16 protein-coding genes and 2 pseudogenes are annotated in these 25,149 nt (G+C 69.9%); 11 read left to right on the top strand and 7 right to left on the bottom strand.

Features of this window, described 5'->3' with window-relative positions; genetic code table 11:
- Window positions 1–27 precede the first annotated feature (27 nt).
- The gene (locus ACMYLB_RS10445) at window positions 28–1,821 is read left to right on the top strand and encodes an ABC transporter ATP-binding protein (RefSeq protein WP_415910855.1); all 1,794 of its coding nucleotides are present in this window, start codon (window positions 28–30) and stop codon (window positions 1,819–1,821) included.
- 70 nt (window positions 1,822–1,891) lie between these two features.
- Here the strand turns inward: ACMYLB_RS10445 and ACMYLB_RS10450 are convergent, their stop codons facing one another.
- Entirely contained in the window at window positions 1,892–2,860 is a 969-nt protein-coding gene (locus tag ACMYLB_RS10450) for a PocR ligand-binding domain-containing protein (RefSeq protein ID WP_415910856.1), read from the bottom strand.
- 127 nt (window positions 2,861–2,987) lie between these two features.
- Between ACMYLB_RS10450 and ACMYLB_RS10455 the strand changes: the two genes are divergently transcribed.
- From ACMYLB_RS10455 to ACMYLB_RS10485, 7 genes and pseudogenes are all read left to right on the top strand, one after another.
- Entirely contained in the window at window positions 2,988–4,217 is a 1,230-nt protein-coding gene (locus tag ACMYLB_RS10455) for a sensor histidine kinase (RefSeq protein ID WP_415910857.1), read from the top strand.
- A gap of 22 nt (window positions 4,218–4,239) precedes the next feature.
- The gene (locus ACMYLB_RS10460) at window positions 4,240–4,683 is read left to right on the top strand and encodes a response regulator (RefSeq protein WP_415910858.1); all 444 of its coding nucleotides are present in this window, start codon (window positions 4,240–4,242) and stop codon (window positions 4,681–4,683) included.
- Window positions 4,680–5,744 (top strand): response regulator, encoded by a 1,065-nt coding sequence (locus ACMYLB_RS10465; RefSeq protein ID WP_415910859.1) that lies wholly within the window; start codon window positions 4,680–4,682, stop codon window positions 5,742–5,744. The genes ACMYLB_RS10460 and ACMYLB_RS10465 overlap by 4 nt, the downstream gene beginning before the upstream one ends.
- A complete protein-coding gene (locus ACMYLB_RS10470) occupies window positions 5,741–6,457 on the top strand; it encodes a response regulator (protein ID WP_415910860.1) in 717 nt (238 codons plus the stop codon). The genes ACMYLB_RS10465 and ACMYLB_RS10470 overlap by 4 nt, the downstream gene beginning before the upstream one ends.
- A gap of 216 nt (window positions 6,458–6,673) precedes the next feature.
- On the top strand, window positions 6,674–7,258 hold the full coding sequence (locus tag ACMYLB_RS10475) for a GNAT family N-acetyltransferase (protein ID WP_415910861.1): 585 nt from the start codon (window positions 6,674–6,676) through the stop codon (window positions 7,256–7,258).
- A gap of 215 nt (window positions 7,259–7,473) precedes the next feature.
- Window positions 7,474–7,896 (top strand): annotated as a pseudogene (locus tag ACMYLB_RS10480) (sugar-binding domain-containing protein); the annotation flags it as partial.
- Between the two features lie 245 nt (window positions 7,897–8,141).
- Window positions 8,142–9,920 carry a glycoside hydrolase family 2 TIM barrel-domain containing protein gene (locus ACMYLB_RS10485; RefSeq protein WP_415910862.1) on the top strand — a complete coding sequence of 593 codons (1,779 nt, stop codon included), beginning with the start codon at window positions 8,142–8,144 and terminating at the stop codon, window positions 9,918–9,920.
- Between the two features lie 158 nt (window positions 9,921–10,078).
- On the opposite strand, the gene ACMYLB_RS10490 is transcribed toward ACMYLB_RS10485, so the two are convergent.
- The 4 genes and pseudogenes from ACMYLB_RS10490 to ACMYLB_RS10505 form a co-directional block, all read right to left on the bottom strand.
- Window positions 10,079–13,363 (bottom strand): TIR domain-containing protein, encoded by a 3,285-nt coding sequence (locus tag ACMYLB_RS10490; RefSeq protein WP_415910863.1) that lies wholly within the window; start codon window positions 13,361–13,363, stop codon window positions 10,079–10,081.
- Window positions 13,360–16,104, bottom strand: a complete 2,745-nt coding sequence (locus ACMYLB_RS10495) for a tetratricopeptide repeat protein (RefSeq protein ID WP_415910864.1) — start codon at window positions 16,102–16,104, stop codon at window positions 13,360–13,362. Before ACMYLB_RS10495 ends, ACMYLB_RS10490 begins: the two co-directional genes overlap by 4 nt.
- 209 nt (window positions 16,105–16,313) lie before the next feature.
- Window positions 16,314–16,640 (bottom strand): annotated as a pseudogene (locus ACMYLB_RS10500) (toll/interleukin-1 receptor domain-containing protein); the annotation flags it as partial.
- Window positions 16,637–19,774 carry a TIR domain-containing protein gene (locus ACMYLB_RS10505; protein WP_415910865.1) on the bottom strand — a complete coding sequence of 1,046 codons (3,138 nt, stop codon included), beginning with the start codon at window positions 19,772–19,774 and terminating at the stop codon, window positions 16,637–16,639. The gene ACMYLB_RS10505 and the pseudogene ACMYLB_RS10500, both read right to left, overlap by 4 nt.
- Before the next feature lie 245 nt (window positions 19,775–20,019).
- On the opposite strand from ACMYLB_RS10505, the gene ACMYLB_RS10510 reads away from it, so the two are divergent.
- The 3 genes from ACMYLB_RS10510 to ACMYLB_RS10520 all read left to right on the top strand — a co-directional run bounded on the left by ACMYLB_RS10510 (window position 20,020) and on the right by ACMYLB_RS10520 (window position 22,736).
- Window positions 20,020–21,501: an SLATT domain-containing protein gene (locus ACMYLB_RS10510; RefSeq protein WP_415910866.1), complete on the top strand. Its 1,482-nt coding sequence runs from the start codon at window positions 20,020–20,022 to the stop codon at window positions 21,499–21,501.
- Between the two features lie 131 nt (window positions 21,502–21,632).
- A complete protein-coding gene (locus ACMYLB_RS10515) occupies window positions 21,633–22,175 on the top strand; it encodes a hypothetical protein (RefSeq protein ID WP_415910868.1) in 543 nt (180 codons plus the stop codon).
- Window positions 22,176–22,211: 36 nt separating this feature from the next.
- Window positions 22,212–22,736 (top strand): glycine zipper domain-containing protein, encoded by a 525-nt coding sequence (locus tag ACMYLB_RS10520; RefSeq protein ID WP_415910869.1) that lies wholly within the window; start codon window positions 22,212–22,214, stop codon window positions 22,734–22,736.
- A 55-nt stretch (window positions 22,737–22,791) separates the two neighbouring features.
- Here ACMYLB_RS10520 and ACMYLB_RS10525 read toward each other — a convergent pair whose 3' ends face one another.
- Both ACMYLB_RS10525 and ACMYLB_RS10530 read right to left on the bottom strand, forming a co-directional pair.
- Window positions 22,792–23,607, bottom strand: coding sequence for a hypothetical protein (locus ACMYLB_RS10525; RefSeq protein ID WP_415910870.1), 816 nt, complete (start codon window positions 23,605–23,607; stop codon window positions 22,792–22,794).
- An 83-nt stretch (window positions 23,608–23,690) separates the two neighbouring features.
- Window positions 23,691–25,025, bottom strand: a complete 1,335-nt coding sequence (locus ACMYLB_RS10530) for a glycoside hydrolase family 28 protein (RefSeq protein WP_415910871.1) — start codon at window positions 25,023–25,025, stop codon at window positions 23,691–23,693.
- Between the last annotated feature and the right edge of the window lie 124 nt (window positions 25,026–25,149).

The following is a 25,149-nucleotide window of genomic DNA, read 5'->3' on the forward strand; positions in this document are numbered from 1 at the left end:
GCCCCGCGCGGGTGTGGAGTGCGACCCATGAGCAAGGGACGGCAAGACGACGAAGCGGCGGCGCCGGATCGTGCGCACCAGGCGTTCCGACGCCATGTCTGGCCGGTGCTCGTCGAGCACAAGTGGGCGGCGCTCGGCTCGGTCGCGCTGCTCGGCGTCCACGGCTACGGCCTCACGCTCCAGAACGTCTACCTGAAGTGGTTCCTCGACGCGCTGGAGCAGCACGGCGCGGAGGGCGAGCTGTGGCGGCGCGTCGCCTGGCTGGCGGTCGGCTACCTCGTCGCGACGATCGTCCTGCGCATGGCGTGCTGGCACCTCGGCTACCGGCTGATCACGCGGGTGCGGGAGCGGATCGTGTTCTCGCTGCGCAGCCAGTTCTTCCGGCACGTGAACCAGCTCTGCCTGCGCTTCCACGGCCAGCACTCGTCCGGCGAGCTGTTCAGCTACCTCTTCGGCTCGCCGCTGGCCTCGGTGATGCAGTTCTTCCAGCACACCTCGATGGCGGTGCCCGGCTCGGTGGTGAACCTGATCTCGCTGCTGCTGCTGTTCTGGCAGTGGGACTGGGTGGTCGCGCTCGTCGTGCTGGGCGCGGCGCTGCTGAGCGTGTGGTTCATGCTTCGCGCGCGGGTGAAGATGCAGCGGATCAGCGCGGACTTCCAGAGCGCGGAGGGCGACGTCAGCGGGCGGGTGGCGGACCTGCTGCGCGGCAACAAGGCGGTGAAGCTCTACGCGATGGAGGACCGGGTGGAGGAGGACTTCGCCGCGCAGGCGGCGATGATCAGCCGCAAGTCCTACGAGCGCGACGTGAGCAGCCACGTCGAGTGGATGAAGCAGGAAACCTTCGGCTACGTGTGCTACGCGATGCTGATGGGCGTGTGCACCTGGCGCTACCTCGACGGCCACATCTCGCTCGGCGTCGCGGCGGCGTGCTTCACGTCGTTCGTTTCGCTCCAGTGGCCGCTGCAGGCGATTTTCCAGGCCTTCACCTTCTGGGGCGGCGCGGCGGCCTCGCTCGCGCGCATCGGCGTCGTGCTGGAGACGCCGAGCACGACGCCCGACCCGGCGGAGCCGACCCGCGCGGTCCCGGCGCACGCGGCCATCGAGTTCGAGCACGTGAGCTTCGGCTACGAGCCCGAGCAGCCGGTGGTGCGCGACCTGTCGCTGCGGATCGCCCCGGGGCAGCGGGTGGCGCTGGTCGGCCCCTCCGGCGCGGGCAAGACCACGATCGCGCAGCTGCTGCTGCGGCTCTACGACCCGACCGCCGGGGCGGTGAAGCTCGGCGGCGTGGACCTGCGGCGGTTCGCGGCGGCGGACCTGCGGCGGCAGTTCGGCGTGGTGCCGCAGGACCCGTTCATCTTCCGCACGACGGTGCGCGACAATGTCCGCGTGGCGCGGCCGAACGCCGACGATGCGGCCATCCGGCGTGCGTGCGAGCGGGCGAACGCCTGGGAGTTCATCGCGGCGATGCCCGGCGGGCTGGACGCGAAGATCGGCGAGGGCGGCTCGACGCTCTCGGGCGGCCAGCGGCAGCGCCTGGCGATCGCGCGGGCGCTGCTGGCCGATCCGGAGTGCTTCGTGCTCGACGAGGCGACCAGCGCGCTCGACACGCTGAGCGAGGCGCTGGTGCAGGAAGTGATCGAGAAGAACCTGCACGGGCGCACGGTGATCTTCATCGCGCACCGGCTGGCCACGGTGAAGAACTGCGACCGCATCCTCGTCGTCAGCGACGGCCGGGTGGCGCAGGACGGGACCTTCGCCGAACTCGTCGCCCGGCCGGGGCTTTTCCAGGACCTCGTGCGCGGCCAGGCCCTGCGCGCCTGAGGCGGGCGCAAAATCCGTGGCGCGGACGGAGCCGCGCCACGGACACGGGAGGGCTGGAACAAAAGGCGGGTTACGCGGCGCGGGAGCCGTGCTCGTGGTGCGGGGTGGTGCCGACGACGCGGTCGCGGTAGTCGCTCGGGCTCTCGCCGGCGACGCGGCGGAAGACGCGGTTGAACTGGGAGAGCGACTGGAAGCCGGCGGCGAAGGCCGCCTCGCTGACGCGGATGTGCGGGTTGAGCATCTGCTGCTTCACCGACTCGACCCGCAGGCGGGCGAGGTAGTCCGTGAAGGTGAGGCCGGTGCCCGACTTGAAGACCTTGCAGAAGTAGAACGTGCTCATGTTCACCGCGCGGGCCACCTCGCCGACGCTGATCTCGCCGGTGTAGTGCTCCTGGATGTAGGCGCGGGCCTTGGTGACGACGGGCGACTCGGCGGTCGACTCCTGCACCATGACCTGGTTGCTGATCGAGGAGAGGTGGGCGGAGAAGACGGCGAGGAGGCGGACGATGGACTCGAACTGCGACTTGGTGAGGACGCGGGTGCCGAAGTAGGCCTTCTTGATGCTCTCGACCTCCTTGGCGGGCGTCTCGGCGCTGATCTGGCGCGCGATGGCCTTGAAGCCGGCCGGGCTCGGGGCCTGGAGCAGGATCTGGCCGGTCTGGAGGTGGCCGAGGACCTGCTCGCCGACGCGGACCGGCACGGCGGCCTCGCTCAGCCCGGCGAAGCACTGGAAGGTCTTCGCGCCGTCACGCGCCTGCTCCTCGGCCTGCTGCTGGACGAGCAGGCAGCTGGCGCAGGTCTTGTTCTTGCCGGCCATGAGCTGGCAGAAGGGATTCACGCGCTTCGAGTCGTGGAGCGGCGAGTTGAAGGTGCCGGTGGCGCGCAGGGCGAGCGGCAGGCCGGTGGTCGCCTCGAACGCGTCCTTGTAGTCCTGGAAAATCGCGGCGCGTTCGAGATGCTGCATGACGCTGCGACCGGAGTCGCGCGTGGTCGTGGCGGGCACGAAGGGGAGGGCGGGAGCGGCGTGGATCGCTTGCATGCGGAGAGAATAGCAGAAGGTGCGCAGACGGGTAATTGGCAGCTAGGCCGAGACTGGCTAAAGGATTTCCCTAGACGCCGGCGGCCTTCCGCTTGCCAGCGCCGGGGCGCTCGCGCACCGTGGCGGCGTGTCCAAGCCTGATTTTTCCACGCTGGGCCGCGAGGAGCTGATTGCGCGCCTTGCCGCCGACCAATCCACCTCGCCGGAGGAACTCGTCAACGCCGCGCGCGAGCTGCGCGACATGAAGGCGGCGCTCGACGAGCATTCCATCGTCGCCATCACCGATCCGTCGGGGCGCATCACCTACGTGAACGACAAGTTCTGCGCCATTTCCAAATACGCGCGCGAGGAGCTGATCGGCCAGGACCACCGCATCATCAACTCCGGCCACCACTCCAAGGAGTTCTTCCGCGAACTCTGGGGCACGATCGGGCGCGGCCACGTCTGGCACGGCGAGCTGCGCAACCGCGCCAAGGACGGGTCGCTCTACTGGGTCGACACCACGATCTTCCCCTTCCTCAACGCCGCCGGGAAGCCCTACCAATACATCGCCATCCGCACCGACATCACGCAGCGCAAGGCCGACGAGCTCGAGCTCCAGCGCATCGCCACGGACCTCGCGCAGAAGAACAAGGAGCTGGAGGCGATCGTCTACACCGTGTCGCACGACCTGCGCTCGCCGCTGGTGAACGTGCAGGGCTTCAGCCGCCAGCTCACCCGCGCCTGCGAGCAGATCCGCGAGGCCGGCGCCGCGGCGCCGGAGGGGCGCGTGGCCGTCGAGTCGCTCAAGAAGCCTCTCGAGGTCACGATCCCGCAGGCGCTCAAGTTCATCAACGCCGGCGTGACCAAGATGGAGTCCCTGCTGGCCGGCCTGCTGCACTACTCGCGCCTCGGCCGGGTCGCCCTCAACCTCCGCCCGCTCGACATGAACGCCATGCTCACCGAGATCACTGCGGCGATGAAGTTCCAGCTCGACGAGGCGAAGGCGCAGGTGCGCGTCGGCGTGCTGCCGCGCTGCGTGGGCGACAGCGTGCAGACCAACCAGGTCTTCGCCAACCTCCTCGACAACGCCCTGAAGTATCGCGCGCCCGACCGGCCGCTGCACCTCGAGATCAACGGCCGCGTCGAGCACGGCATGGCCGTCTACAGCGTCGCGGACAACGGCATCGGCATCGCGAAGGAGCACCAGGCGAAAATCTTCGAGATCTTCCACCGCCTCAATCCCGCCGACTCGCCCGGCGAGGGGCTCGGCCTGTCGATCGCGCAGCGCGTGCTCGAGCGGCAGGGCGGCCGGATTTGGGTTGAGAGCGCCGTCAACAGCGGTTCCATCTTCCACGTTTCATTGCCGGCGGCGTAATCGCGCTCGCCCGGACCACGCCATGAATCAATCACCCACCATTCTCATCGTCGAAGACGACGAGGGCCACGCCATCCTCATCCGGGAAAACCTCGAGATGGCCGGGCTCAAGAACCCGATCGAGCACTTCCGCGACGGCCAGGCGATCCTTGATTATTTCTTCGACGCGGACGGCAAGGTCCAGCGCGGCCACGATGGCACCTACCTCGTGCTGCTCGACATCCGCATGCCCAAGGTCGACGGCATCGAGGTGCTCCGCCGCATCAAGTCGGACCCCGAGCTGCGCAAGCTCCCGGTCATCATGCTCACGACCACCGACGACTCCCGCGAGGTCGAGCGCTGCCACCAGCTCGGCTGCAGCGTCTACATCCAGAAGCCGGTCGACTACGACAAGTTCACCGAGGCCATCCGCCGCCTCGGGCTGTTCGTCATGCTGCTGCTCGTCCCGCCGGTCGCGAGCAAGTGAGTCCCGCCGCCCCCAGCGCCGCCCCCGCCCGCCTCCTCGTGGTCGACGACGACGAGGGCCTGCTCATCTTGATGGCCGAGGCGCTGCGGGCGGAGAACTACCTGGTCAACACCGCCACCACCTGCCGCGAGGCGTTCGACCTGCTCAAGCGGGAGCCGCACGACCTGCTGCTGCTCGACCTCAAGCTCCGCGACGCCGCCGGCCTCGAGCTGCTCAACAAATACGCGGCCGCCGGACTGGGCGTGCCGTTCGTGGTCGTCACCGGACAGGGCGACGAGAAGGCCGCCGTGGCGGTGATGAAGCACGGGGCGCTCGACTACGTGATGAAGGACACCGCGCTGCTCGACCTGCTGCCGGCGGTCGCGCAGCGCGCGCTGGAGGCGGTCGCCCGCGACAAGGCCCTGGCCGCCGCGCGCGCCGAGCACGCCCGCCTCGAGGGCGAGGTGCTGGCCGCGAGCGAGCGCGAGCGCCACGCCATCGGCGCGGACCTGCACGACGGCCTCGGGCAGCTGCTCACCGCCGTGGAGTTCATGTGCACGGCGCTGAAGGAGGACACGGCCCAGACCCAGCCGCTCGTCGCCGCGCGCCTCGACCAGATGAGCGGCCTGCTGCGCGAGGCGGTGGCGCAGACGCGCTTCCTGGCGCGCGGCCTGGTGCCGCTCGGCAGCGGACCCGATGCGCTCTACCAGGGCCTCGCCGCGCTCGCGGACCGGACGAACGCCCTCGGTCGCGTCCACTGTGCGCTGGCCAGCGAGCAGCCGGTCGAGGTCGCCGACGCCCCGGTGGCCGCCCATCTTTACCGCATCGCGCAGGAGGCGGTGAACAACGCCGTCAAGCATGCCCGCGCGCAGAACATCCGGCTCAGTCTCGTGCAGCGGGCGGGACGCCTCGCGCTGGAGATCGAGGACGACGGGGTCGGCTTCCACGAGGAGGCTGAGAAGCGCGGCACCGGCTTGGGCCTGATGCGGCACCGGGCGGGCCTGATCGGCGCTGACCTGATCGTGAAGCGCCCGCGCGGGGGCGGCACCGTTATTTCCTGCCTCTGGCCGGCGAAGAAATGAAAGCCTCGAAGAAGACCGATGCCCCGAAACCCGCGGCCGCCGCTCCGGCTCCGGCCGACGCGCGCCGGCGCATCCTGGTGGTCGACGATCACCCCTTCATGCGGGCGGGTCTCGCGCAGTTGATCGACCGTCAGCCGGACATGTTCGTCGCCGGCGAGGCCGGCAATCCGGCCGAGGCGCTGCAGGCGATGCCCCGCGTGCAGCCCGACCTCGTGCTCAGCGACATCACGATGCCGGGCCGCAGCGGGGCCGAGTTCATCAAGGACCTGCACGCGCTCCACCCCGGCATGCCGGTGCTGGTGATTTCGATGCACGACGAGATGGTCTACGCCGAACGCATGCTCCGCGCCGGCGCGCGCGGCTACATCATGAAGGAGGCGGGCGGCGAGGCCTTGCTCGGGGCGCTTCGCCAGGTGCTGCGGGGCGAGATCTATGTCAGTCCCCGCCTGTCGGCCCGAATCCTGGAAGGCCTGTCGGGCGGACGTCCGCGGCAGTCGAATTCCCCGATCGCCAAGCTCACCGACCGCGAGTTCGAGATCTTCCAGCTGATCGGGCAGGGCAAGGGCACGCATGACATCGCCGCCCACCTCGGGCTCAGCACCAAGACCGTCGATGTCCACCGGGCCAACATCAAGGGCAAGCTGGGCATCGCGGACGGCACCGCGCTCGTGCGTCACGCCGTCCGTTGGGTGGAAACGCAGGGCAGCGCCTGACGGCGCCCGTTCCGCGCGGGCGGCGCCGTTGGTCCGTGCCACGCCAAAACGACGCGCCCGCGAGCGGTTCCGGGCTATGACATTTTGCAAGTGCCTGCGGCAGCGCAACCGGCGCAAGCAGCAGGAATTCTGAGGTGTGTCGAAATGCCGGTGATAGGCGCGACGGTCGGCAACAATCCGGTGGGGCGGAGACGACTTACAGACACAATTGCGGACGTGAACCCACTGCCTGCGCTGCCTGTTCCGTGGACCTGCGTCGTGCCGTTCGGCAAATCGGGCCGCGATGCCGCTGCCACGGTCCGCGCCCTCCGCGCCATCGAGGCGGAGCACTTCCCCGCTCACGACGCTGCGGACTTCGGGACCGTCGAGTCGGACCTGACCCTGCTCGGCCTCGCGCCGCACGGGCTGGCGCTGGCCCTGGAGCAAGGCGGCGCCCTGGCCGGCTTCTGCTGGCTGGTCCCGCTCAACGCGGCCGGCGAGGCGCGCCTGCTCCGCGGCGAACGCGACGGCGGAATGACGCCCGCGCACTTCGCCGGCTCGGCAGCCGGCTGCCGCGCCGTCTACATGACGAGCGTGGCGGTGCGTCCGCATTTCCGCGGCCAGGGCGTCGGTTCGCGCCTGCTCCACTGCGCGCTGCGCGGGATGGATGATTTTCATCCCCGCTGCCTGCTGCAAACCGCGTGGAGCGCCTGTGGGGCCGGCCTGATCAAGCGCTACGATCCGGTCCGCGTCGGCACCTGCGAGGGCCATCCGATCTTCCGTGCGAGCTGGGATCGCTTTGCGCTGCGCCCGGCGGCCTGAGGGCGCGGCAACTGCGGGATGGCGCTGGGCGGCGGCGGACGTAGAGTCCCGCCTGCATGAAACGCGTGTTCCTGTGGATGGCGCTGCTGGCCGGTGCGGTGTATGGGGCGGGGGAGGGGCGCGAGCGCGTCTCCTTCAACGCCGGGTGGAAATTCTTCCGCGGCGACGATCCGGGCGCCGGCGAGTCGCTCGCCTACGAGCGGGTGAAGGCGTGGATGCTGCCGACCGGCGACCACCTCCTGAACTACCAGCCGCCGCGTCCGGCCGCGCTGCCGCCGCCCGCGGCTTGGTGGCTGAAATTTCCGCGGCCGGACTTCGACGATACATCGTGGCGCTCGCTCGACTTGCCGCACGACTGGGGCATCGAGGGGCCGTTCGAGCAGGACCTCCCCGGCTCGACCGGCAAGCTGCCCTGGGCGGGCACGGGCTGGTATCGAAAGAAATTCTCCCTCCCCGCCGCCGAGGCCGGGCGGCGCGTCTATCTCGAGTTCGACGGCGCGATGTCCTACGCGCTGGTCTGGTGCAACGGCCAGCTCGCGGGCGGCTGGGCCTACGGCTACTCGTCCTGGCGCGTCGATCTCACGGCGCTGGTGAAACCCGGCGCGGAGAACGTCGTGGCGGTGCGCCTGAGCCCGCCGCGCGAGTCCTCGCGCTGGTATCCGGGCGCCGGCATCTATCGCAACGTCTGGCTGACGAAGACCGCGGACGTCGCCGTCGCGCACTGGGGCGTGACCGTGACGACGCCCGAGGTGGTCGCCGATCACGCGCTGGTCAACGTCGGCGTCACGCTCGCCAACGCCGGCGGCGCCGAGGCCGCCGTGCAGGCGCGCGTGCGCCTTTTGCCGCCGACGCCGGCGGCCAGCCGGTCGGCGAACCGGTGGCCGTGTCCGAGCCGCAGGCGGCGAAGCTCGGCGCCGGCCGCGAGGCGCACGTCGCGCACACGTTGCGCGTGCCGGCGCCGCGCCTCTGGAGCCTGCGCGAGCGCAATCGCTACGTCGCCGAGACGCGCGTCGAGCGTGACGGTCGCACGATCGACGTCGTGCGCACCCCGTTCGGCATCCGCACGCTGGCGGTGAGCGCGACCGACGGCTTCCGGCTCAACGGCGAGCGCGTGCCGATCCGCGGCGTCTGCCTGCATCACGACCTCGGCGCCCTCGGCGCGGCGATCAACACCCGCGCGCTCGAGCGGCAGCTGGAGATCCTGCAGTCGTTCGGCTGCAATGCCATCCGCACCAGCCACAACCCGCCCGCGCCCGAGCTGCTCGAGCTGGCGGACCGCCTGGGCTTCCTCGTCATGGTGGAACTTTCCGATGCCTGGCGCAGCGGCAAGAAGGCCGACGACTACAGCCGGCTTTTCGACGACTGGCACGAGCGCGACCTCCGCGCGATGCTGCGGCGCGACCGCAATCACCCGAGCGTCATCCAGTGGAGCATCGGCAACGAACTGCCCGAACTCGGCGACGCCGAGGGCTGGAAGCTCGCCGCACACCTCGCCGCCATCGTGCGCGAGGAGGACCGCACGCGCGCGGTGGTCGTCGGCAGCGACAGGCCGCCGGCCGCCTACAACGGCTTCGAGACCGTCGTCGACGTCATCGGCTTCAACTACAAGCCGGCGGAATACGCCAAGCTCCACGCGCGCCATCCGCACGTGGCGATGATGGGCTCGGAGACCGCGTCGACCATCAGCTCGCGCGGCGAGTATTTCTTCCCCGTGTCCGACAAGAAGTCGGACGGCGCGGCTAATTTCCACGTCAGCAGCTACGACCTCTACGCGCCGTGGTGGGCGTGGCCGCCGGACGTGGAGTGGAAGGCGCTCGACGAGAATCCCTACGTGCTCGGCGAGTTCGTCTGGACCGGCTTCGACTACCTCGGCGAGCCGACGCCCTTCGACAGCGATGCGACGAACCTGCTCAACTTCGCGGATCCGGTCGCGCGCGAGAAGGCGGCCCGGGAGCTCGCCGCGCTGGGCAAGATCCGCGTGCCGTCGCGCAGCAGCTACTTCGGCATCGTCGATCTCGCGGGTTTCCCGAAGGACCGTTTCTACCTCTACCAGGCCCGCTGGCGGCCCGACCTGCCCATGGCGCACATCCTCCCGCACTGGAACTGGCCGGAGCGCGTCGGCGAGGTCACCCCGGTGCACGTCTACACCTCCGGCGACGAGGCCGAGCTGTTCCTCAACGGCCAGTCGCTCGGCCGCAAGCGGCGCGGGCCGCTCGAATACCGCTTCCGCTGGGACGACGTGAAGTATCAGCCCGGCGAGCTGAAGGTCGTGACCTACAAGAACGGGCAGCCCTGGGCGGAGGCGGTGCAGCGCACCACCGGCGCGCCGGCGGCGTTGCGCGTGACCGTCGATCGCGCGGAGCTGCGCGCGGACGGCACCGATCTGGCCTACGTGACCGTGGCGGTCGTCGACCGGGACGGGTTGGTCGTGCCGCGGTCGCATCCGCTCGTGAAATTCTCCGTGGAGGGCGCGGCCGAACTGGTGGCGACCGACAACGGCGATCCGACCGACCAGCGCGTCTTCGCCAGCGCCGAGCGGAACGCCTTCAACGGCCTCGCGCTCGCGATCGTGCGCCCGAGGGCGGGCGCCGGTGGCGCGATCACGCTGCGCGCCGAGGCCGACGGTCTCGCGAGCGGCGAAGTGCGATTCTCGGCCCGCTAAGCTGTCCGAGACTCGGTGCCGCTGCGCGCCGCGCTCGTCCGCCAGCTAGCGGGTGGGTGGTCCGTCGATGCCGGCGGCGCGGAGGGCGTCGCAGATGCGCTTGGCGGCCTCGGCGTCCTGCGAGGCATAGGAGAGGAAAACGGCTTGGCCGGACGCGCTCATTTCAGTTGGTCGTCGGCGAGGCCCATCTTGCGGAGAAATTGCGCCCAGCGCGGATCGGAGGTGACGGAGCGGTAGGAGGCGTTGGTCTTCACCCAGGCGATCGCGGCGTCGCGCGACTCGTAGCCGCGCTCGAGCCACTTGAAGGCGTCGTCGACCTTGCCCGCGATCGCGCAGAGGTTGGCGAGGTAGCCGGACATGGAATCGCCGTATTTCGTGCTGATCTCCTGCAATGTCTTGTCGCCGGCCGGGGTGTTGCCCGAAACGAACTGGATCGTCGCGAGCGCGACGAGGCGGTAGCGCTCGTTGGGCTCGAGCCGAGCCTGCTCCATGGCCTCGTCATACCGGCCAACCAGCGCGAGTGCGCGGGCGAGGTGCGAGTGGTATTCGTCTCCCGTGGGCGCGAGCGCGACCGCGCGCCGGTAGGATTCGACCGCCAGCGCCGGGCGGCCGGACCAGAGGAAGATGGCCCCTTGCGACCAGTGGGCCCGCGGGTTGAGCGGGTCGCGCGCGGCGGCCTGGGTCGCCAGCGTCTCGGCGTCGGCGGTGAAGCCGACATTGAGGAAGCAGATTGCCGCGTCGCTCATGACGGTGACGTTCCCCGGTGCGCTCGCCAACGCGCGCCGGAAGGATGCGATGGCGCCGCGCCAATCGCGATCGTTGGTGCGTTGCACCCAGCCCATCGCGAGCCACCCGAACGGATGCTCCGGCTCGAGGTCGAGCGCGCGCCGCGCGGCAAGCCGGGCTTCGCGCATGGCGTCGGGAGTGGGCAGGCCGCCGAAGCGGCCGAGCTGGACGTAGCAGAGGGCCAGTTCCGCCCAGGCGTCGGCCAGCTTCGCGTCCTGCGCGAGGGCTTGCTGGTAAAACTGGATGGCCTGGCGCGCGCCTTCGTTCGTCTGCGCGGCAGCCGCATGGCGGGCCTGCAGGATCAGCGCATAAATCGCGGGGGCCGGCGCCGGCCGTTCCCGCGTCGTGGCCAGCTTCGCCCGCAGGTTCTGCGCAATCAGTCCGGCGATCTCGTCCTGGACGGCGAAGATGTCCTTGAGGTCGCGGGTGAAGGTGTCGCTCCAGACGTGGAAGCCGTCGGCGGCCTTGATGAGCTGGGCGGTGATGCGGACCTTGTCGCCGGCCTTGCGGACGCTGCCCTCGACGACGTAGGCGACGCCGAGCTGGCGGGCGATCTCGGGGATCGGGACTTCCTTGCCCTTGAAAAAGAAGGCCGAGGTGCGTGCGGAAACCTTCAGGCCGGGCACCTGGGCGAGGACGTTGAGAAGCTCTTCGCTGATGCCGTCGGAGAAATACTCGTTGGCCTTGTCGTCGGAGAGATTGGCGAACGCCAGCACCGCGACGGACTTGTCATCGACAACGGGAGCCGCGGAGGCGGGCTCGCCCTCGCGGCCCTCCGCGGTGCAGTGCGCCTGCTCCTCGGCCAGCAGCTGCTCGAATTCGGGCTGGCCGCGCAGCTTGTCCCAATTCGGGTCCAGCGCGAGGAGGGCGGGGGTGATGAAGGAACTGAACCCGACCACCTCGCGCAGGTAGGGCACGGCCCGGGCCGCGTCGCCGCGGGCGGCGTAGTAGCGGGCGAGGTCGCGGGCGCGGGGTTTGGTGAGATCCTCCCGCCAGGCGGTTTCGATGGGGGCCATGATCCGCGCGGCTTCCTCATCCTCGCCCAGCCAGGCGAGGGTGGTCGCGAGTTTCGCCTGCTCGATCTCGGTGGAGCGATCGCGGAGCCGTTGGCGGAGGACCGTCTCGGCTGCGCGCCATTCCGTGCGCGCCAGCGCCTCCTTGCCGGCGATGCGATACGCGAGCGCCAGGCCCCAGGCGCGGGGACCGGCGACGGTGGTGTCCTCGAAATACGGCCGGGCGGTGAGCTTGGCCGCGGTGATCACGCGCTCGGGCTGCCGCTCGAGCAGCCCGCACCACATGACCATGAACACCGAGCGATCCTCGGTGCGGTCAGCCACGGACAGGAGATCGAGACGGTCGAGCTCGGCCCGCATGCGCTTCACGTCGCCGTTGAGCGCGGCTTCCCAGTTGGCCTTGACCAGGATGGCCGAGGCGAACGGCTGGATCGCGATCGCTTCGTCGAGCTGCTGCATGGCCAGCTTCACATCCGCGGCCCGGAATCGGCGGGTGGTCATGCCAAAGCCCGCGAGGTGCTGCGCCAGCTCGTAGCGACAGAGGACGTTCGTCGGGAACCGGCGGGCGGCGTCGGTCAGGACCGCGATGGTTTCCTCGTTCCGGTCGAGCGCGTTGAGCGCGCGTCCGAGGCAGAGGTAGCTGCGGTAGTTGTCCGGCGCCACCTGCACCGCGCGGCGGGCGATCTTCTCCGCCTCGACGGGGAGGCGCTGCTTCTCGAAGACGTTGGACAGGGCGTTGAGCGCGTCGGCGTCGCTCGGGTCGAGTCCGAGGGCGCGGTTGGCCTGGGCCTGCACCTCCTGGATGCGGGGGTCGCTGATGTCCCAGTTGCGCATCAGGTAGCAAGCCTTCGTCCACGCGAGCACGGCCTGCGCGCGGGCCGAACCGGGCTCGAGGTCGACGGCCTTTTGCGCGAGGGTCACGGCGCCGCCTAGATCCTCGCGGGTGAATCCGACCCGCTGCGTCACGGCATAGGCTTGGCGGGCCAGGCGCGCCGATTCCGAGAGGGGCGCGGCGTTCGCGGTGTTGTTCGGCGCCGGCGCGGGAGTGGCGGGTGCGTCCGGGCGCGCGGCTTCCTTCTCCTTCAGCACGAGAACGAGAGCCATCGTCACGCCGAAGATCGGGAGCGCCCACCACCCGCGCGCCGGACGGCGGCGCGGGTGGGCGGCCGCTTCGCGGCGGATCGGGATCGGCTCCGTCGGTGCGACCGCTTCGTCGCTCAGGAGTTTCTTCACCCGGGCGACGAACGCTGGCGTGGCCTCGCCGCCGGCGAGACGCGTCCATTGCACGGCCTTGAACTCCGCCGGCACCTTGGCGACGGCGTCCTTGGTGTCGTCGATCACGACGGGCAGGAGGAAGGCCTTCTCGTCGGCCATGTCCTGCGTGCGCGCGGCGGCTTGTTTCCATTCGCGGCGGAAATAGCCCTCGAGGCGCGCCTGCGTGCTGGCGGAAATGACCGGTATGAACAGCGCGCAGCTGGCAATCTGGCCGCGGATCTTGGCGTCCCAGGCGTCGCCGCCGACCAGTTCGTTCTGGTCGAACCACACCTCGACGCCCGCGGCGCGCAGCGCGTCGCACATGCGCTTCGCGGCCTCGGCGTCCTGCGAGGCGTAGGAAAGGAAGACGGCTTTGTCGTGGAGGCTCATGGGCGCGCAGGGCTCTCGGCGGGGTGAGAGAGGCGCCAGGCCCGGATGCGGGCGCGGGCTTCCGTCTGTCCGATCGTCGCGATGAACTTTCGGAACGCCGGCTCCGCGTCGAGCCGGTCAAATCCGCTGACGAGAAAGATGCCCGGCGTGGTGCATGTTGCCGGGTCGAGTAGCGCGAGGGCTTCCTGGGTGCGACCGAGGAGGACGAGCGGGTAGCTCTGGTGCCAGAAGGAGCCCTGCATCGCGGCCGGGAGAAGCGCTTCGGCCTCCGCGCGCAGGCCCGCCTTGAGGAACACCTCGAATTGGAACGAAGGCGTGACCGCCTGCGACGCCGGAAGCTGGCGCGCCAGGGAGACGGCCTCGGCGGAACGGCCGAGATAGGCGAGCATCAAGGTCCGGTAGCAGACCGCCTGGAGGTTCGACGGCTGGAGGGAAATCGCACGCTCGAACATCGCCAAGGCTTGGGGGTAGCGCCCGGCCAGGAAGAGGAGGAAGCCATGGTTGTCGGCGATGCGCGACGACAGCGGATCGAGCTCCATCGCGCGGGCAATCTCCGCCAGCGCCTCGTCCATGCGCCCGTCGTAGCCCAGCAGCGCAGCCAGCCATTGGTGGGCCGAGGCGTAGTTCGGGTTCAGCGCGATCGCCTGGCGATAGGCCTGCTCCGCCTCGGCGAACTTCCAGCTGCTGAAGAGGACATTGCCCAGGGAGGCATGGGCTTCGGCCGAGCGCGGATCGAGCGCCAGCGCTTCGCGGATTTTCGCGAGCACGCGGGCGAACTCTGGCGGATCCGGGCGGGCAAACGTTCCGGTGACGCCGCGGTTGACCGCCTGGAAATACCAGACGTCCGCGAGGGCGGCGTGCGCGCGAGCGAAGCGCGGGGCGAGCGCCAGCGCCTGGCGCAGCAGCGTCTCGGCCCGCGTGAAGCCCTCTTCGTTGCGCAGGTTCCACGCTTGCCGGGCCTCCACGTAGAGCTCGAAGGCGTGCGGATCGACCGGGGCGGCCGGGGCAGCGCTGCCCTCGCCGAGCTTCAGGGAAAGCTGCGCGGCGACCAGTCCGGCGATCTCGTCCTGGACGGCGAAGATGTCCTTGAGGTCGCGGGTGAAGGTGTCGCTCCAGACGTGGAAGCCGTCGGCGGCCTTGATGAGCTGGGCGGTGATGCGGACCTTGTCGCCGGCCTTGCGGACGCTGCCTTCGACGACGTAGGCGACGCCGAGCTGGCGGGCGATCTCGGGGATCGGCGTGTCCTTGCCCTTGAAGTGAAACGAGGAGGTGCGGGCCGTGACCTTCAGGCCGGGCACCTGGGCGAGGACGTTGAGGAGCTCTTCGCTGATGCCGTCGGAGAAATACTCGTTGGCCTTGTCGTCGGAGAGATTGGCGAAGGCCAGCACGGCGACGGAGTTCCGGTCCGTCGCCGTCAGCGTGGCGGGAACTGGGGGCGAAGATTCACGATACGGGGCGAATCGCGGATCGGCCCGCAGCGCGTCGAAACGCGGGTCGAGCAGGATGCGGGTCAGCGATCGCGACGGAAACGAGGCAAACACCTCGTCTAGTCGGCCGAGGCGTGCGTAGAGCAGGGCCAGCTCGAAGGACATCGGCGTGCCCGGCGTCGGGCGCTCGTTGACCAGCTGCAGGTAGGTGCGCAGGCACTCCTCGGCGGCCGCCTTTTCGCCGAGACAGGCGAGCAGGTAGCTCTTTTCATAAAGCCGTTCCGGCTTGTTGGGCGCCGTCGCGAGTCGTTTCTCGACGGTCCGCAGGGCCGCGCGCCATTCCGCCTCGGCCGCGGCCGGGCGGCCGCCGAGTTCGTAGGCGAGGCCGATCAGCATGCCCTTGGGGCCGTCGAACATGAAGTCGGAGTAATACTCGCGCGGAAGCACGCCCCAGGCCTTCAAGGCGCCTTCCGCGTCGCGCCGGTAGTAGGGGATGAGGCCGGAGACGTAGTTGGCGCGATCCTCCAGCAGACTGGATTGGGGAATCCGCGCGAGCGCGGCCTCCGCCGAGGCGAGATCGCCGCGACGGAAAATCTCCATCACCGCCTTCAGCACCAGGGAGGAGTTGAAGGGCCTCTGCGCCAGCGAGCGCTCCAGTGCGGCGAACGCCTCCTCGGAGCGGCCGCGCTGCCAGAGGTAGCGGGCGTTGTTGAAGAGCGCGAGCGGGTCTCCGCCCGGCAGCGCGGCGGCGCGCTCGTTTAGCGCGAGGCACTCGTCGAAGCGACCGTTGATCATGACCGTCACCGCAAGGAAACGCAGCGCGGCCTTGTCGTCGGGCCGCGCGGCGACGACCTCGCGGAGCAGCTTCTCGGTTTCGGCGCGATTGATGCCCAGGGTGTTCCAGGCGCCGGCCTGCGCCAGCTTGGCCTCGGGCGAGTTGGGCGCCAGGCGCATCGCCCGCTCGGCCGTGCTGCGGTTCTGCTCCCGCCGCTCCGGGCTGGTATCCCAGCCGCGATAGATGAACGCGGCATGGACCTGGGCGGCCATCGCCCACACCAAGCCGTCCGTGGCATCGAGCTTGAGCGCGCGTTGGGCGAAATCGTCGGCGAGGGCAAAGTCTTCGCGCGTGGCTTCGAGGGCCTGCACCAGTTCCAACGCGCGCCGCGCCTGCTCGCGCGCGGGCGACGATGCGCTGGCGGGAGCAGTCGCCTCCGGCGCAGCGGGCGGCGTCGATCTCGGCTCGCGCGCGGGCGAGCCTGACCAAAGCGACCGCGTGGCGTAGGAGAGACCGGCGGCGATCCCGACGGCGGCCACCGCGTAGCCGATCCACGCGCGCTTCCGCTTGGGGGAGTCGCCGGTGCCGGTGCGGTGGTGGGGGATTTCTCGCCGGCCGACGGCAGCGCCTCGGCCTCGGCTTCCTCCAGCAGCCGGCGGACGCGCGCGCAAAAGGCGGGCGGCGTGTCGCCACCCGCGAGCCGGGTCCACTGCACCGATTTGAACTCCGGCGGCACGAGCGCCTGGGCGTCGCGCGTATCGTCGATCACCACCGGGAGCAGGAACGGCGTGCCGTCGGCGATCATGTGGGTGCGCTGCGCGGCGAGCTTCCATTCGAGGCGAAAATAGCCTTCGCGCCGCGCCTGCGTGCTGGCGGAGATGACGGGCACGAAGAGCGCGCAGGCGGCGATCTGCTGGCGGATCTTGCTGTCCCAGGCGTCGCCGCCGACGAGCTCGTTCTGGTCGAACCAGACTTCAAAGCCGGCGGCGCGGAGCGCCTCGCAAAGGCGCTTCGCCGCCTCAACGTCCTGTGAGGCGTAGGAGAGAAAAACGGCGCGTGGAGCGGAGGCGGTCACTTTTTCGGTTCCGGTTCGGCGAGGAGGGCTTGGATCTCGGGATCGTCGCGGAAGCGGGTGAGGCGCGGATCGAGAGCGAGCCGCTGACGGATCGTGGCGCGGCCGCCGGCAACCGAGCCGACGGCTTCGCGGATGAGCGCCAGCGCGGTGTCGCGTTCGCCCAGCAGCAGGTTGGCGGGAATCGCCTGGAACCACCACGTGCTGAGGGGGCCGACGGCAAAGGGGCGCGCCAAGGTCTCGTTGTAGGTCCGCAGCGCGGTGCGGGCCTCATCGGTCCGGCCGAGCGCGTGCTTGATCCAGGCCTCATCGAGGAAGGTCTGGCCGTCCTCCTGATTGATCGCGCGGGAGCGCTGGAGCGTCTCGAGGGCGGTCTCGTATTGGACGCGCGCGAGTTCCTTCTTGCCCGCCAGTTCGAGGAGCGCGGCGACGAGCAGCGCTTTCGGCCCGCGGTAATCGAAGTCGATCATCCAGGGTTCGGTGAGCGCATTCAGAGCTTCGAGTCCGTCGGTTGGCCGGCCGGTGAAGGCCGCGTAGAGAAAGTAGCCGAAGACCGTGCGCTCGATGCCGCGAACCCGCGCGGGCACCTGGTCGAGCACCGCTTTCATGCCGGGCAGGTCGCCGTGCAGTCCGAAACGCGCCCGCGCTTTCCAGACCATGGCATTGGCGATGGGAGCGAGCGCGAGCGTCTCGTCGGTGGTCTGCTCGAATTCGGCCCAGCGTCCGATGTCGCGGTAGTGGCGGGAGAGCTCGTAGCGGACCAGGGCGTCCTGGGGGAAGAGCTCGACGGTGCGCCGCGCCGACACGAGGGCCGCGCGCAGGCCTGCGTTTTCGTCCTCCAGATTTTTGTCGGAAAAAACGCTGCTGGCGGGCATGTGCAGGACCCACAGACAGTTGTCGCGGATGCGGTGAAAGCGCGGTTCCTGCGGGCACAGCTCGACGGCGCGCTGGGCGAGATCCAAGGCGTGCTGCTGCTCGACGCCGCGCGAGTAGAGGTGGATGGCGAGGGCAATGAGCGCCTCGGGCTCATCGGGGGCGAGTTGGAGGGCGCGCTCGGCGGTGCTCTTGGCCTTCTGGTAGCGCGCGGTGCTGCGGTCCCAGCCGCGCAGCAACCACATGCTGTGCACGCGCGCCATCGCGGTCGTGGCTTCCGCGTCAGTGGGGTTGCGGTCGAGCACGCGCTGGGCGATTTCCTCGGCGAGGCGAAAATCCTCCGGGATGACGTCGACGCGGTCGAGCAGGGCGACGGCGCGCTTCAGCTCCGGATTCTGCGGCCAGTCGCGCGCCGGCGCGTGGGCGATGAGCAGTCGTTGAAAGCGCACATCCGAACGCAGCTTGTCCCACAGCGGGTCGAGCTGCAGCAACGCGGTCGTGAGCGGCCAGCCGACGTTGCGCGTGGGATTGGCCTGCAACAGGCGCTCGAGCAAGGGGAGCGCCGCGTCGATGTCGCCCAGCGCCGCGTAGATCAGCACGGGTGAGTCGAACCACGGGCTCATGCCGTTGGCTTGAACCTCCTCGACGATCTTGGCCTCGCGCCGCGCCTCCTCGGCGCGCCCGAGCCAGGCGAGGAGCTGCCCGCGCGCGTTGCGGAGACGCGTGTCGCGCGAACCGCCGCTCTTCAAGCGGGCATCGATGACGGCGAGCGCGTCCTCGCTGGCGATGGCGGCGGCGTTGGCGCGGCCGGCGAGCGCTTGCGCCCGGGCGACGAAGTAGGCTTTGGGGCCGAAATACCAGCTGTCCTGGATGAAGTCCGAAGCGAGGCGGCTGAGGGTTTTGAGCGATTCGTCCGGCGCGCGTTGGCACAGTTGGGCGTAGGCGGTCACCCAGATGGTGCGCGGCTCGTTGCGGCTGTTGAGCGCGCTGCGTTGCAGCGTGGCCGCAGCGGCGTTCGCGTCGCCTTTCCATGTGAGCAACAGCATCGCGAGGCCGGCTTCGCTGTTGACGGAGGGCTCGGCGGCGATCGATTCGCGGATGGCGACGTCGGCCTTCTCGAAGCGCCCGTAATGGAAATTGAGCAGGAACTGGAGGTAGCCGGTGAGTGCGGCCCGGTCGGGTGCGAGTTCGCGCTCGCGTTGGTAGAGTTTCTCCGCCTCATCCGGTTTTCCCGACTGGTCGTAGATCCACGCGAGACTGCCGATGGCGCCCGTGTGCTGCGGCGCGCGGGCGAGCAGGTCGACGAAAACCTTTTCCGCTGCCGCCGGATCGATGTCGCGCAAGGCGCGGCCGAGGGCGTAGCGGGCGTCGTTGGATTCGGGGGCGAGGCTCAGCGCGCGTTCGGCATGGCTGCGGGCGGCTTCGCGGCGTTGCGGGCTGTTGTCGAAGCCGCGGGTGCGAATCGAGGTGTTGAAGAGCGAGGAGATGATCCAGATCTCGGCGTCGTTCTGATCCAGTTCGAGGGCGCGTTTCAGCAGGCCTTCGGCGGCGGCGTAGTCGTCGAGGGACGAGTTGTATTTGTCGAGGCTGAGCGCGCGGGCTTTCTCGGCGAGCGTGCGTGCTTCGGATTTTGCCGGGGCCTGCGCGCGGGGCGTTTCAGTCCGCGGCTCGGCGCGGCGCGCGGCTTTCCAGAACGGACCGAGGGCGAAAAGCAGGCCGGTGAGGGCGCCGACAATCGGGAAAATCATCCACCACTGCCAGCGCCGCGCGGGCTTCGCCCGTGACGGGGCGGTCAGCGGCGGGGCTGACGCCCGGGTGGTGGAGGCGGAGCCGGTGTGCAGCAGTTGGGCGATGCGGCGGCCGAGTTCGGCGGGTGTCTCGTCGAGGCGCAGGCGCGTCCATTGCACGTCGCGGAATTTCTCGGGCACGCGCGCGGTGGCGTCCGACACGTCCCCGACGACGACGGGAAAGAGAAACGGCGCGTCGTCGGCCATGAGGTGCGAGCGATCGACCGCGAGTTTCCACTCGAGGCGGAAATAGCCTTCGAGGCGCGCATTGGTGTTCGGCGTGATGAGCGGCACGAAGAGCGCGCATTCCTTGATCTGGCGGCGGATCTTCTGGTCCCAGGCATCGCCACCGCGCAGCTCGTTTTGGTCGAACCAGACTTCGATGCCGGCGGCGCGGAGCGCGTCGCAGATTTTCTTCGCGGCTTCGGCATCCTGCGAGGCGTAGGAAATGAAAACGGCTCGGGTCGATTCGCTCATGTCGGAGGCGTGGGTTCGCCGGACAATGCTCCGCCCGGGCGGGCAGGAAATTGTGCACGCAGCGTGGGAGGTTGTCCCGAGTCCGAAGCCTGTGTGTGGGGCGCGGGCCGAGGCATTGGGCGGTTTATCACATGGCAAGGTGCGGTGGGGCACGCCAGCCGGATTTCGCGGAAAACGTGTGAGCGGTAGGGGCTTAGCGGTTGACAGGCTGCGGCCTGCTCCCGTGCTATCTCGCCTCCCGCCGCATGCGCGCCCCGTCCCAACTGCCGCTGTTTCACGTGCTCGGATTCTCCGGTCACCGGCAGGTGGCGAATCCGCCGGGCGTGGCGCGCGTAATCGGCGAAGTGCTGACGGCGTTGCGAGCCGAGGCGGCGGGCGAGTGGATCGTGCTGTCGTCGGTGGCGGCTGGCTCCGATCAGTTGTTCGTGGAACAAGCCAAGCGCATTGGCTGCTCGTGGCATGCGATCCTGCCGCTGCCGCGCGCCGAGTTCGCGAAGGATTTCTCTGCGGAAGAGTGGGGGAAGGTCGAGGGCATGCTGGCGACAGCGGAGCATGTCCGCGTCATCACCGAGAATGGCACGCGCGAGGACGCTTACCTGGATTGCGGCATCGAAACGGTGAACGGCGCCGACGTGCTGCTGGCGGTGTGGGACGGGCAGCCCGCGCGGGGCAAGGGCGGCACGGCGGAGGTGGTGGCCTATGCCCGCGATCTCGGCCGGCCGCTGGTGTTGATCGATGCGAACACGCTCGAGGTGCGCCGGGAGAATTTCACGAAACTGAAGACCGACGACGCGCATTTCGCGGCGCTGAACAATCTGCCGCCGGTCGATCAGGGCTGGGCGACGAATCCCTTCGGCGCGCCGGCGGAGGTGCTGGCGTTTCAGTTCAAGTGCGACCGCGCCGCGATGCTCGGCTCGCCGCAATTCCGGCTGCTGATCGTCGGCACGGTGCTGCTCCACGTCGTGGCAACATTGGTGGCCGCGGGCGGGCTGGCGTTCGGCCTGCACTGGGTCGGACTGCCGTGGATCAAGCTGACGTGCTTGCTCGGCGCGCTCTGCGTCGCGGCGATCCTGCGTCACCACCACATGCACCATAACTGGGTGCGCTGTCGTCTCGCGGCGGAGTTTTGCCGCTCGGCGTTGTGCACGTGGGGACTGCCGCGGGCGACGCCGCTGTTCAACGACATCGATCTCACCGGCATGCGGGAACTCACGCGCACACTGCACATCCTGCACAGCCGCTCGACGTTCACGCGGCAGGTCGGGCTGGAGGAGTTTCGCGCCACTTACCTCAAAAGCCGCATCGACGACCAGCTGGCCTATTACCGCAAGCAGGAACGCAAGGCGCTGCCGTTGCTCAAGCGTCTGCGGCTGGGTTTCGCCATCACGACCCTGCTCGCGATCGTGTGCACGGCGCTCTACGCGGTCGACCACACGTTCCACCTGCACTTGCTGAGCGAGGGCGGCGAACAATTGATCTACGCGTTTCTGCCGATCACGCTGCCGGTGATCGCCGCGGCGCTGATCTCGTTCGTGTCGATCAACGACCTCCAGCGGCGCGTGGCCCGCTACCGGGAAATGTGCGCCATCCTCGAGGAGGGCCGCACGCAGCTGGCGCACTCGCCGACTTGGAACACGCTGGAGCGGGTCGTCTCGCGGATCGAGCGTGCCCTGCTCCAGGAAGTGCTGGAGTGGCACTCGATCACGAGCTTTAGCGAGTCGCACTGAGCGCGGGTCGCGCCGCAGGAAGGAGAAGGACTTATGACGCCGCCCCGGGGGCGGCGGTTGCACCTTAGCCGGTCGGCGGAGGTGAATATTTCGGGCGAACCTGGCGTCTCATCGTCGGTCAAACTCCTACGATGAACACCCAATCCGTTTCCTTTCTCGCGCTGGGCGCGGCCGCGTTGATCGGCGCCGCCGGCGCGTTCGCGGCGGAGACGCCGCCCGCCGCGGCCGTCCCGGCCGCGGAGCCCGCGATCGTCGCCCCGGCCGCCCCGGCGGACCGCATCATCTACGCCGGCCAGCTGCCGAGCGTCGCGCAGCTGACGCAGACCGCGCAGGCGCAGGGCCTGGCGATCGCCAACATCGTGCAGACGGCACGCGACATCACCGTGACGTATCGCCTGACGAACAACACGACGCGCACGATCTCCTATCAGCTGCTGCCGGAAGCGCAGCCCACCGCGGTGATGCCGGCTTCGACCGCCCCGGTGGTCGAGACGGCGCCGACGACGGTGCAGGTGGTGGAATACGCGCCGCCGCCGCGGACCGTCGTCTACCGTTACTACGATCCCTATTACTACGACCCGTTCTACTGGCCGCGCGTCCCGGTGTCGGTGAACCTCGGCTTCGGCTGGACGTTCCGCGGCGGTCACGGCGGCCACTATCACGGCCGGCACTGAGCTTCTGAAAACACCAATCCTACCCGGAGATTCGCCATGAAGAACCTTCGTCTCTCTCTCGCTGCGCTCGGTGCGGGCGCGCTCCTCCTCACCGGCTGCGTCGGCACCGGTCCCAACACGCAGCAGGGCGCCGTCGCCGGCGGCGCGCTCGGTGCGCTGGCGGGCGCCATCATCGGCAACAACACCGGCAGCCACAACGGCGCCAGCGGCGCCCTGATCGGTGCGGCGGTCGGCGCGATCGCCGGCGGCACGATGGGCAACGCGGTCGACCACCAGCGCGGCACGCTCTACGGCAACTACGACCAGGCCTACGCCTCGCGCGTGGAGACCGTCGCCGCGCCGCCGCCGATGCCGGCCGCGCCGCAGGTGCAGGAAGTCGTCGTCGCCGCGCCGTCGCCCGAGGCGGTGTGGGTGCCCGGCTACTGGAGCTACCGCGGCCGCGCCTACGTCTGGGTTTCCGGCCACTGGGAAATGCCGCCGCCCTACCACCGCAGCTACGTCGTCGCCCACTGGGAGCGGCGCGGGCATCGCACCTACTGGGTCGAGAGCTACTGGCGCTGAGGCGCCCGGCGTCGTCTATGCGCCACGGTCCGCCCCGCGGGCCGTGGTTTTTCTTTCACGGTGGCGGCTGGTCGTCGGCGAGAATCCGGTCCGCCTGGTCGGGACGGATGCCGTGCGTGGTCTCGAGGCCGAAGCGACGCCGCAGGTATTCCTCGAAGGTGAGCCACTCGCCGTCGTGCTGGATCGTGCGCGTCCAGGCGCACATGATGACGAGTCGGCGCGCGCGCTCGTGCTGCCAGAGCAGCCACAGCACGAGCAGGCCCAGCCCGCCCTGCACCGTCCCGCTCAGCCGAGCCGCCTGCGTGCTGCGCCGGAGCGCCGCGTCGAGCGCGGCGCGGTCGCGCTCCCGGGCCTGGCGCTCGCTTTCCTGCAGGCGCGCGATCGCCTGCCCGAGGCGGGCGGAGCGCAGCATCTCGCGGTGCGCCTCGGCCCATTCGCGCACGCGGTTGAACTGGCCGCCGCGCGCCCACTCGGCCAGGCGCGCGAAGCCGGCCTGGCGTTCGGCGAGGGTTTCGTCGATTTCCCGGACGAGCGGGGCGACGTCCGCCGCCTCCGGAAGCGCCGGGCGGAGGACGGCGAATCGATCCCGCACCGTGCCTTCGGCGGCCGCGGCCGCATCCAGGCCGCTGGTCCGCCAGGTGGTCAGAAACGTCTCGATGGCGACGTCCGCGGCGGTCGCCGCCGCGTGCAGGCGTTCGAGCAGGAGTTCGGCCTCGTGGCTGGCGTGGGAGCGGGCGAGGGCCTTCTGGAGGGTGGCGTCGGCCCGCCGGCTGGTGTGCCAGGAGCCGAGCGCGCCGCCGAGGGCGGCAGCCACGAGGGCGACCAGGACGACGCGGAAGGCGCGGGAGCGAAGCGGTTCGCGCGGTTGCATGGGACGGGAATGGTCCCCGTTGACCGCGGGAGCGAGGGTTGGGTTCGCCTCCGGGGGAAAATTGTCGCCGCTGCCCGGGTGAGTTACGGAGCGAGGGCGGGAGCAACGTCGAAGGTGTCGAACGCCGGCACGCCCGCCGGCGTCCGGATCTCCGAGCGCACGATCCGCACGTCGCGCGCGCAGTAGAGGCCGAAGGGGCGGTCGGCGGTGATGTGCACGTCGTCGAGGACGACGTTGCGCGCCGGGGCCTCGGGCAGGCCCCAGATGAGGCCGGCGCGCCGGCCGGGCGCCGCGGTGGCGGTGACGTGGCGGAAGACGATGTTGCGGAAATGCGGGGTCAGTGGCTCGACCGAGCGGCCGGGGTAGGTGGCTGCGATCGCGGCGGTGAGCCGCGTGAGGTCGCGGAACTGGCGCTCGGGGGCCAGGTAGGCGCCGTAGATCAGGATGGGGAAGTTCACGCCGGTCATCCGCAGGTTTTGATAAAACAGGTTCTGCACCGGCCCGCCGCGGTCGCGGTCGGATTTGATGCGAATGCCGCACTCGGTGCCGTTGAAGGTGCAGTCGAGCACGGCGAAGTTCGACACGCCGCCGCGCGTGTAGCTGCCGATGGAGAGGCCGTGGCCGGAGCCGTAGGTGCAGCGGCGGATGAGGACATTCGAGGTGTTGCTGCCGCAGGTGAAGTTGTCGTCGCCCACGCTCACGTCGCAGTCCTCGACGAGGATGTTGCGACCGCTGACGTCGCAGGCGTCGGTGTTGTGGCTGGGGTTGACCGGGTCGGTCGAGGACGGCGCGCGTATGGTGACGCCGCGCACGGTGACTTCGCTCGAGGCGCCGCCGATGGCGATGTGGAACATCGGCGAGTCGCGCAGGGTGACCTGCTCGATCAGGACGCGGGAGCAGGCGTTGAGGGCGATCATGCGCGGGCGTTTCGCGCCCTTGGTCTTGGCGAAGGGCCACCACGGTGCGCCCTGGCCGTCGATCGTGCCGGCGCCGGTGATGGCGATGTCGTGGAGGTTGGCCCCGCCGAGCAGGTCGTCGGGATGGCTGGTGCCGCCGGGATATTTTTCCAGCGGCAGCATGCGCAGCACCGCGCCGCGCGCCAGCTGCAGGCGCAGGTGGCTGGCGAGCTCGAGCGGGCCGCACAAGTAGGTGCCGTCGGGAATCTCCACCGTGCCGCCGCCGGCCCGGCGCGCGGCGTCGATGGCGGCTTGGAAGGCGGCGGTCTCGGTCGCGCTGCCGTCGCCGCGGGCGCCGAACTGGCGGACGTCGAAGCGGGCATCCGGGATCTGCGGCAGCGCGGGGTGGATCGCGGCGACGAAGGCCGGCAGGTCGTCGGAGCCGGCGGCCGGTGGAACGTCGGCGGCGGGCGCGGCGCTGGCGGCCAGCGCCGCCAGCAGGGCGAAAAACGGGGTTTTCATGGGGAGGGCCGATCTCATCGCGCGGGGGCGCGGCGGATACAAGGCGCGGGCCGTTCTCATCGTCGCACAGCCCGGCGCTGAGACACAGCGCGGCATTGCGGCGGGCGGGCGGAGGGGAGAGCAT

It is taken from the genome of Oleiharenicola sp. Vm1 (assembly GCF_047777955.1).
In the GTDB taxonomy this organism is placed as follows: domain Bacteria; phylum Verrucomicrobiota; class Verrucomicrobiia; order Opitutales; family Opitutaceae; genus Didemnitutus.

Coding starts and splice junctions, on each gene's coding strand:
- ACMYLB_RS10510 (WP_415910866.1), top strand. CDS start 20,020: ATGCGCGCCCCGTCCCAACTGCCGCTGTTTCACGTGCTCGGATTCTCC.
- ACMYLB_RS10470 (WP_415910860.1), top strand. CDS start 5,741: ATGAAAGCCTCGAAGAAGACCGATGCCCCGAAACCCGCGGCCGCCGCT.
- ACMYLB_RS10460 (WP_415910858.1), top strand. CDS start 4,240: ATGAATCAATCACCCACCATTCTCATCGTCGAAGACGACGAGGGCCAC.
- ACMYLB_RS10530 (WP_415910871.1), bottom strand. CDS start 25,025: ATGAAAACCCCGTTTTTCGCCCTGCTGGCGGCGCTGGCCGCCAGCGCC.
- ACMYLB_RS10445 (WP_415910855.1), top strand. CDS start 28: ATGAGCAAGGGACGGCAAGACGACGAAGCGGCGGCGCCGGATCGTGCG.
- ACMYLB_RS10525 (WP_415910870.1), bottom strand. CDS start 23,607: ATGCAACCGCGCGAACCGCTTCGCTCCCGCGCCTTCCGCGTCGTCCTG.
- ACMYLB_RS10515 (WP_415910868.1), top strand. CDS start 21,633: ATGAACACCCAATCCGTTTCCTTTCTCGCGCTGGGCGCGGCCGCGTTG.
- ACMYLB_RS10490 (WP_415910863.1), bottom strand. CDS start 13,363: ATGAGCCTCCACGACAAAGCCGTCTTCCTTTCCTACGCCTCGCAGGAC.
- ACMYLB_RS10520 (WP_415910869.1), top strand. CDS start 22,212: ATGAAGAACCTTCGTCTCTCTCTCGCTGCGCTCGGTGCGGGCGCGCTC.
- ACMYLB_RS10450 (WP_415910856.1), bottom strand. CDS start 2,860: ATGCAAGCGATCCACGCCGCTCCCGCCCTCCCCTTCGTGCCCGCCACG.
- ACMYLB_RS10505 (WP_415910865.1), bottom strand. CDS start 19,774: ATGAGCGAATCGACCCGAGCCGTTTTCATTTCCTACGCCTCGCAGGAT.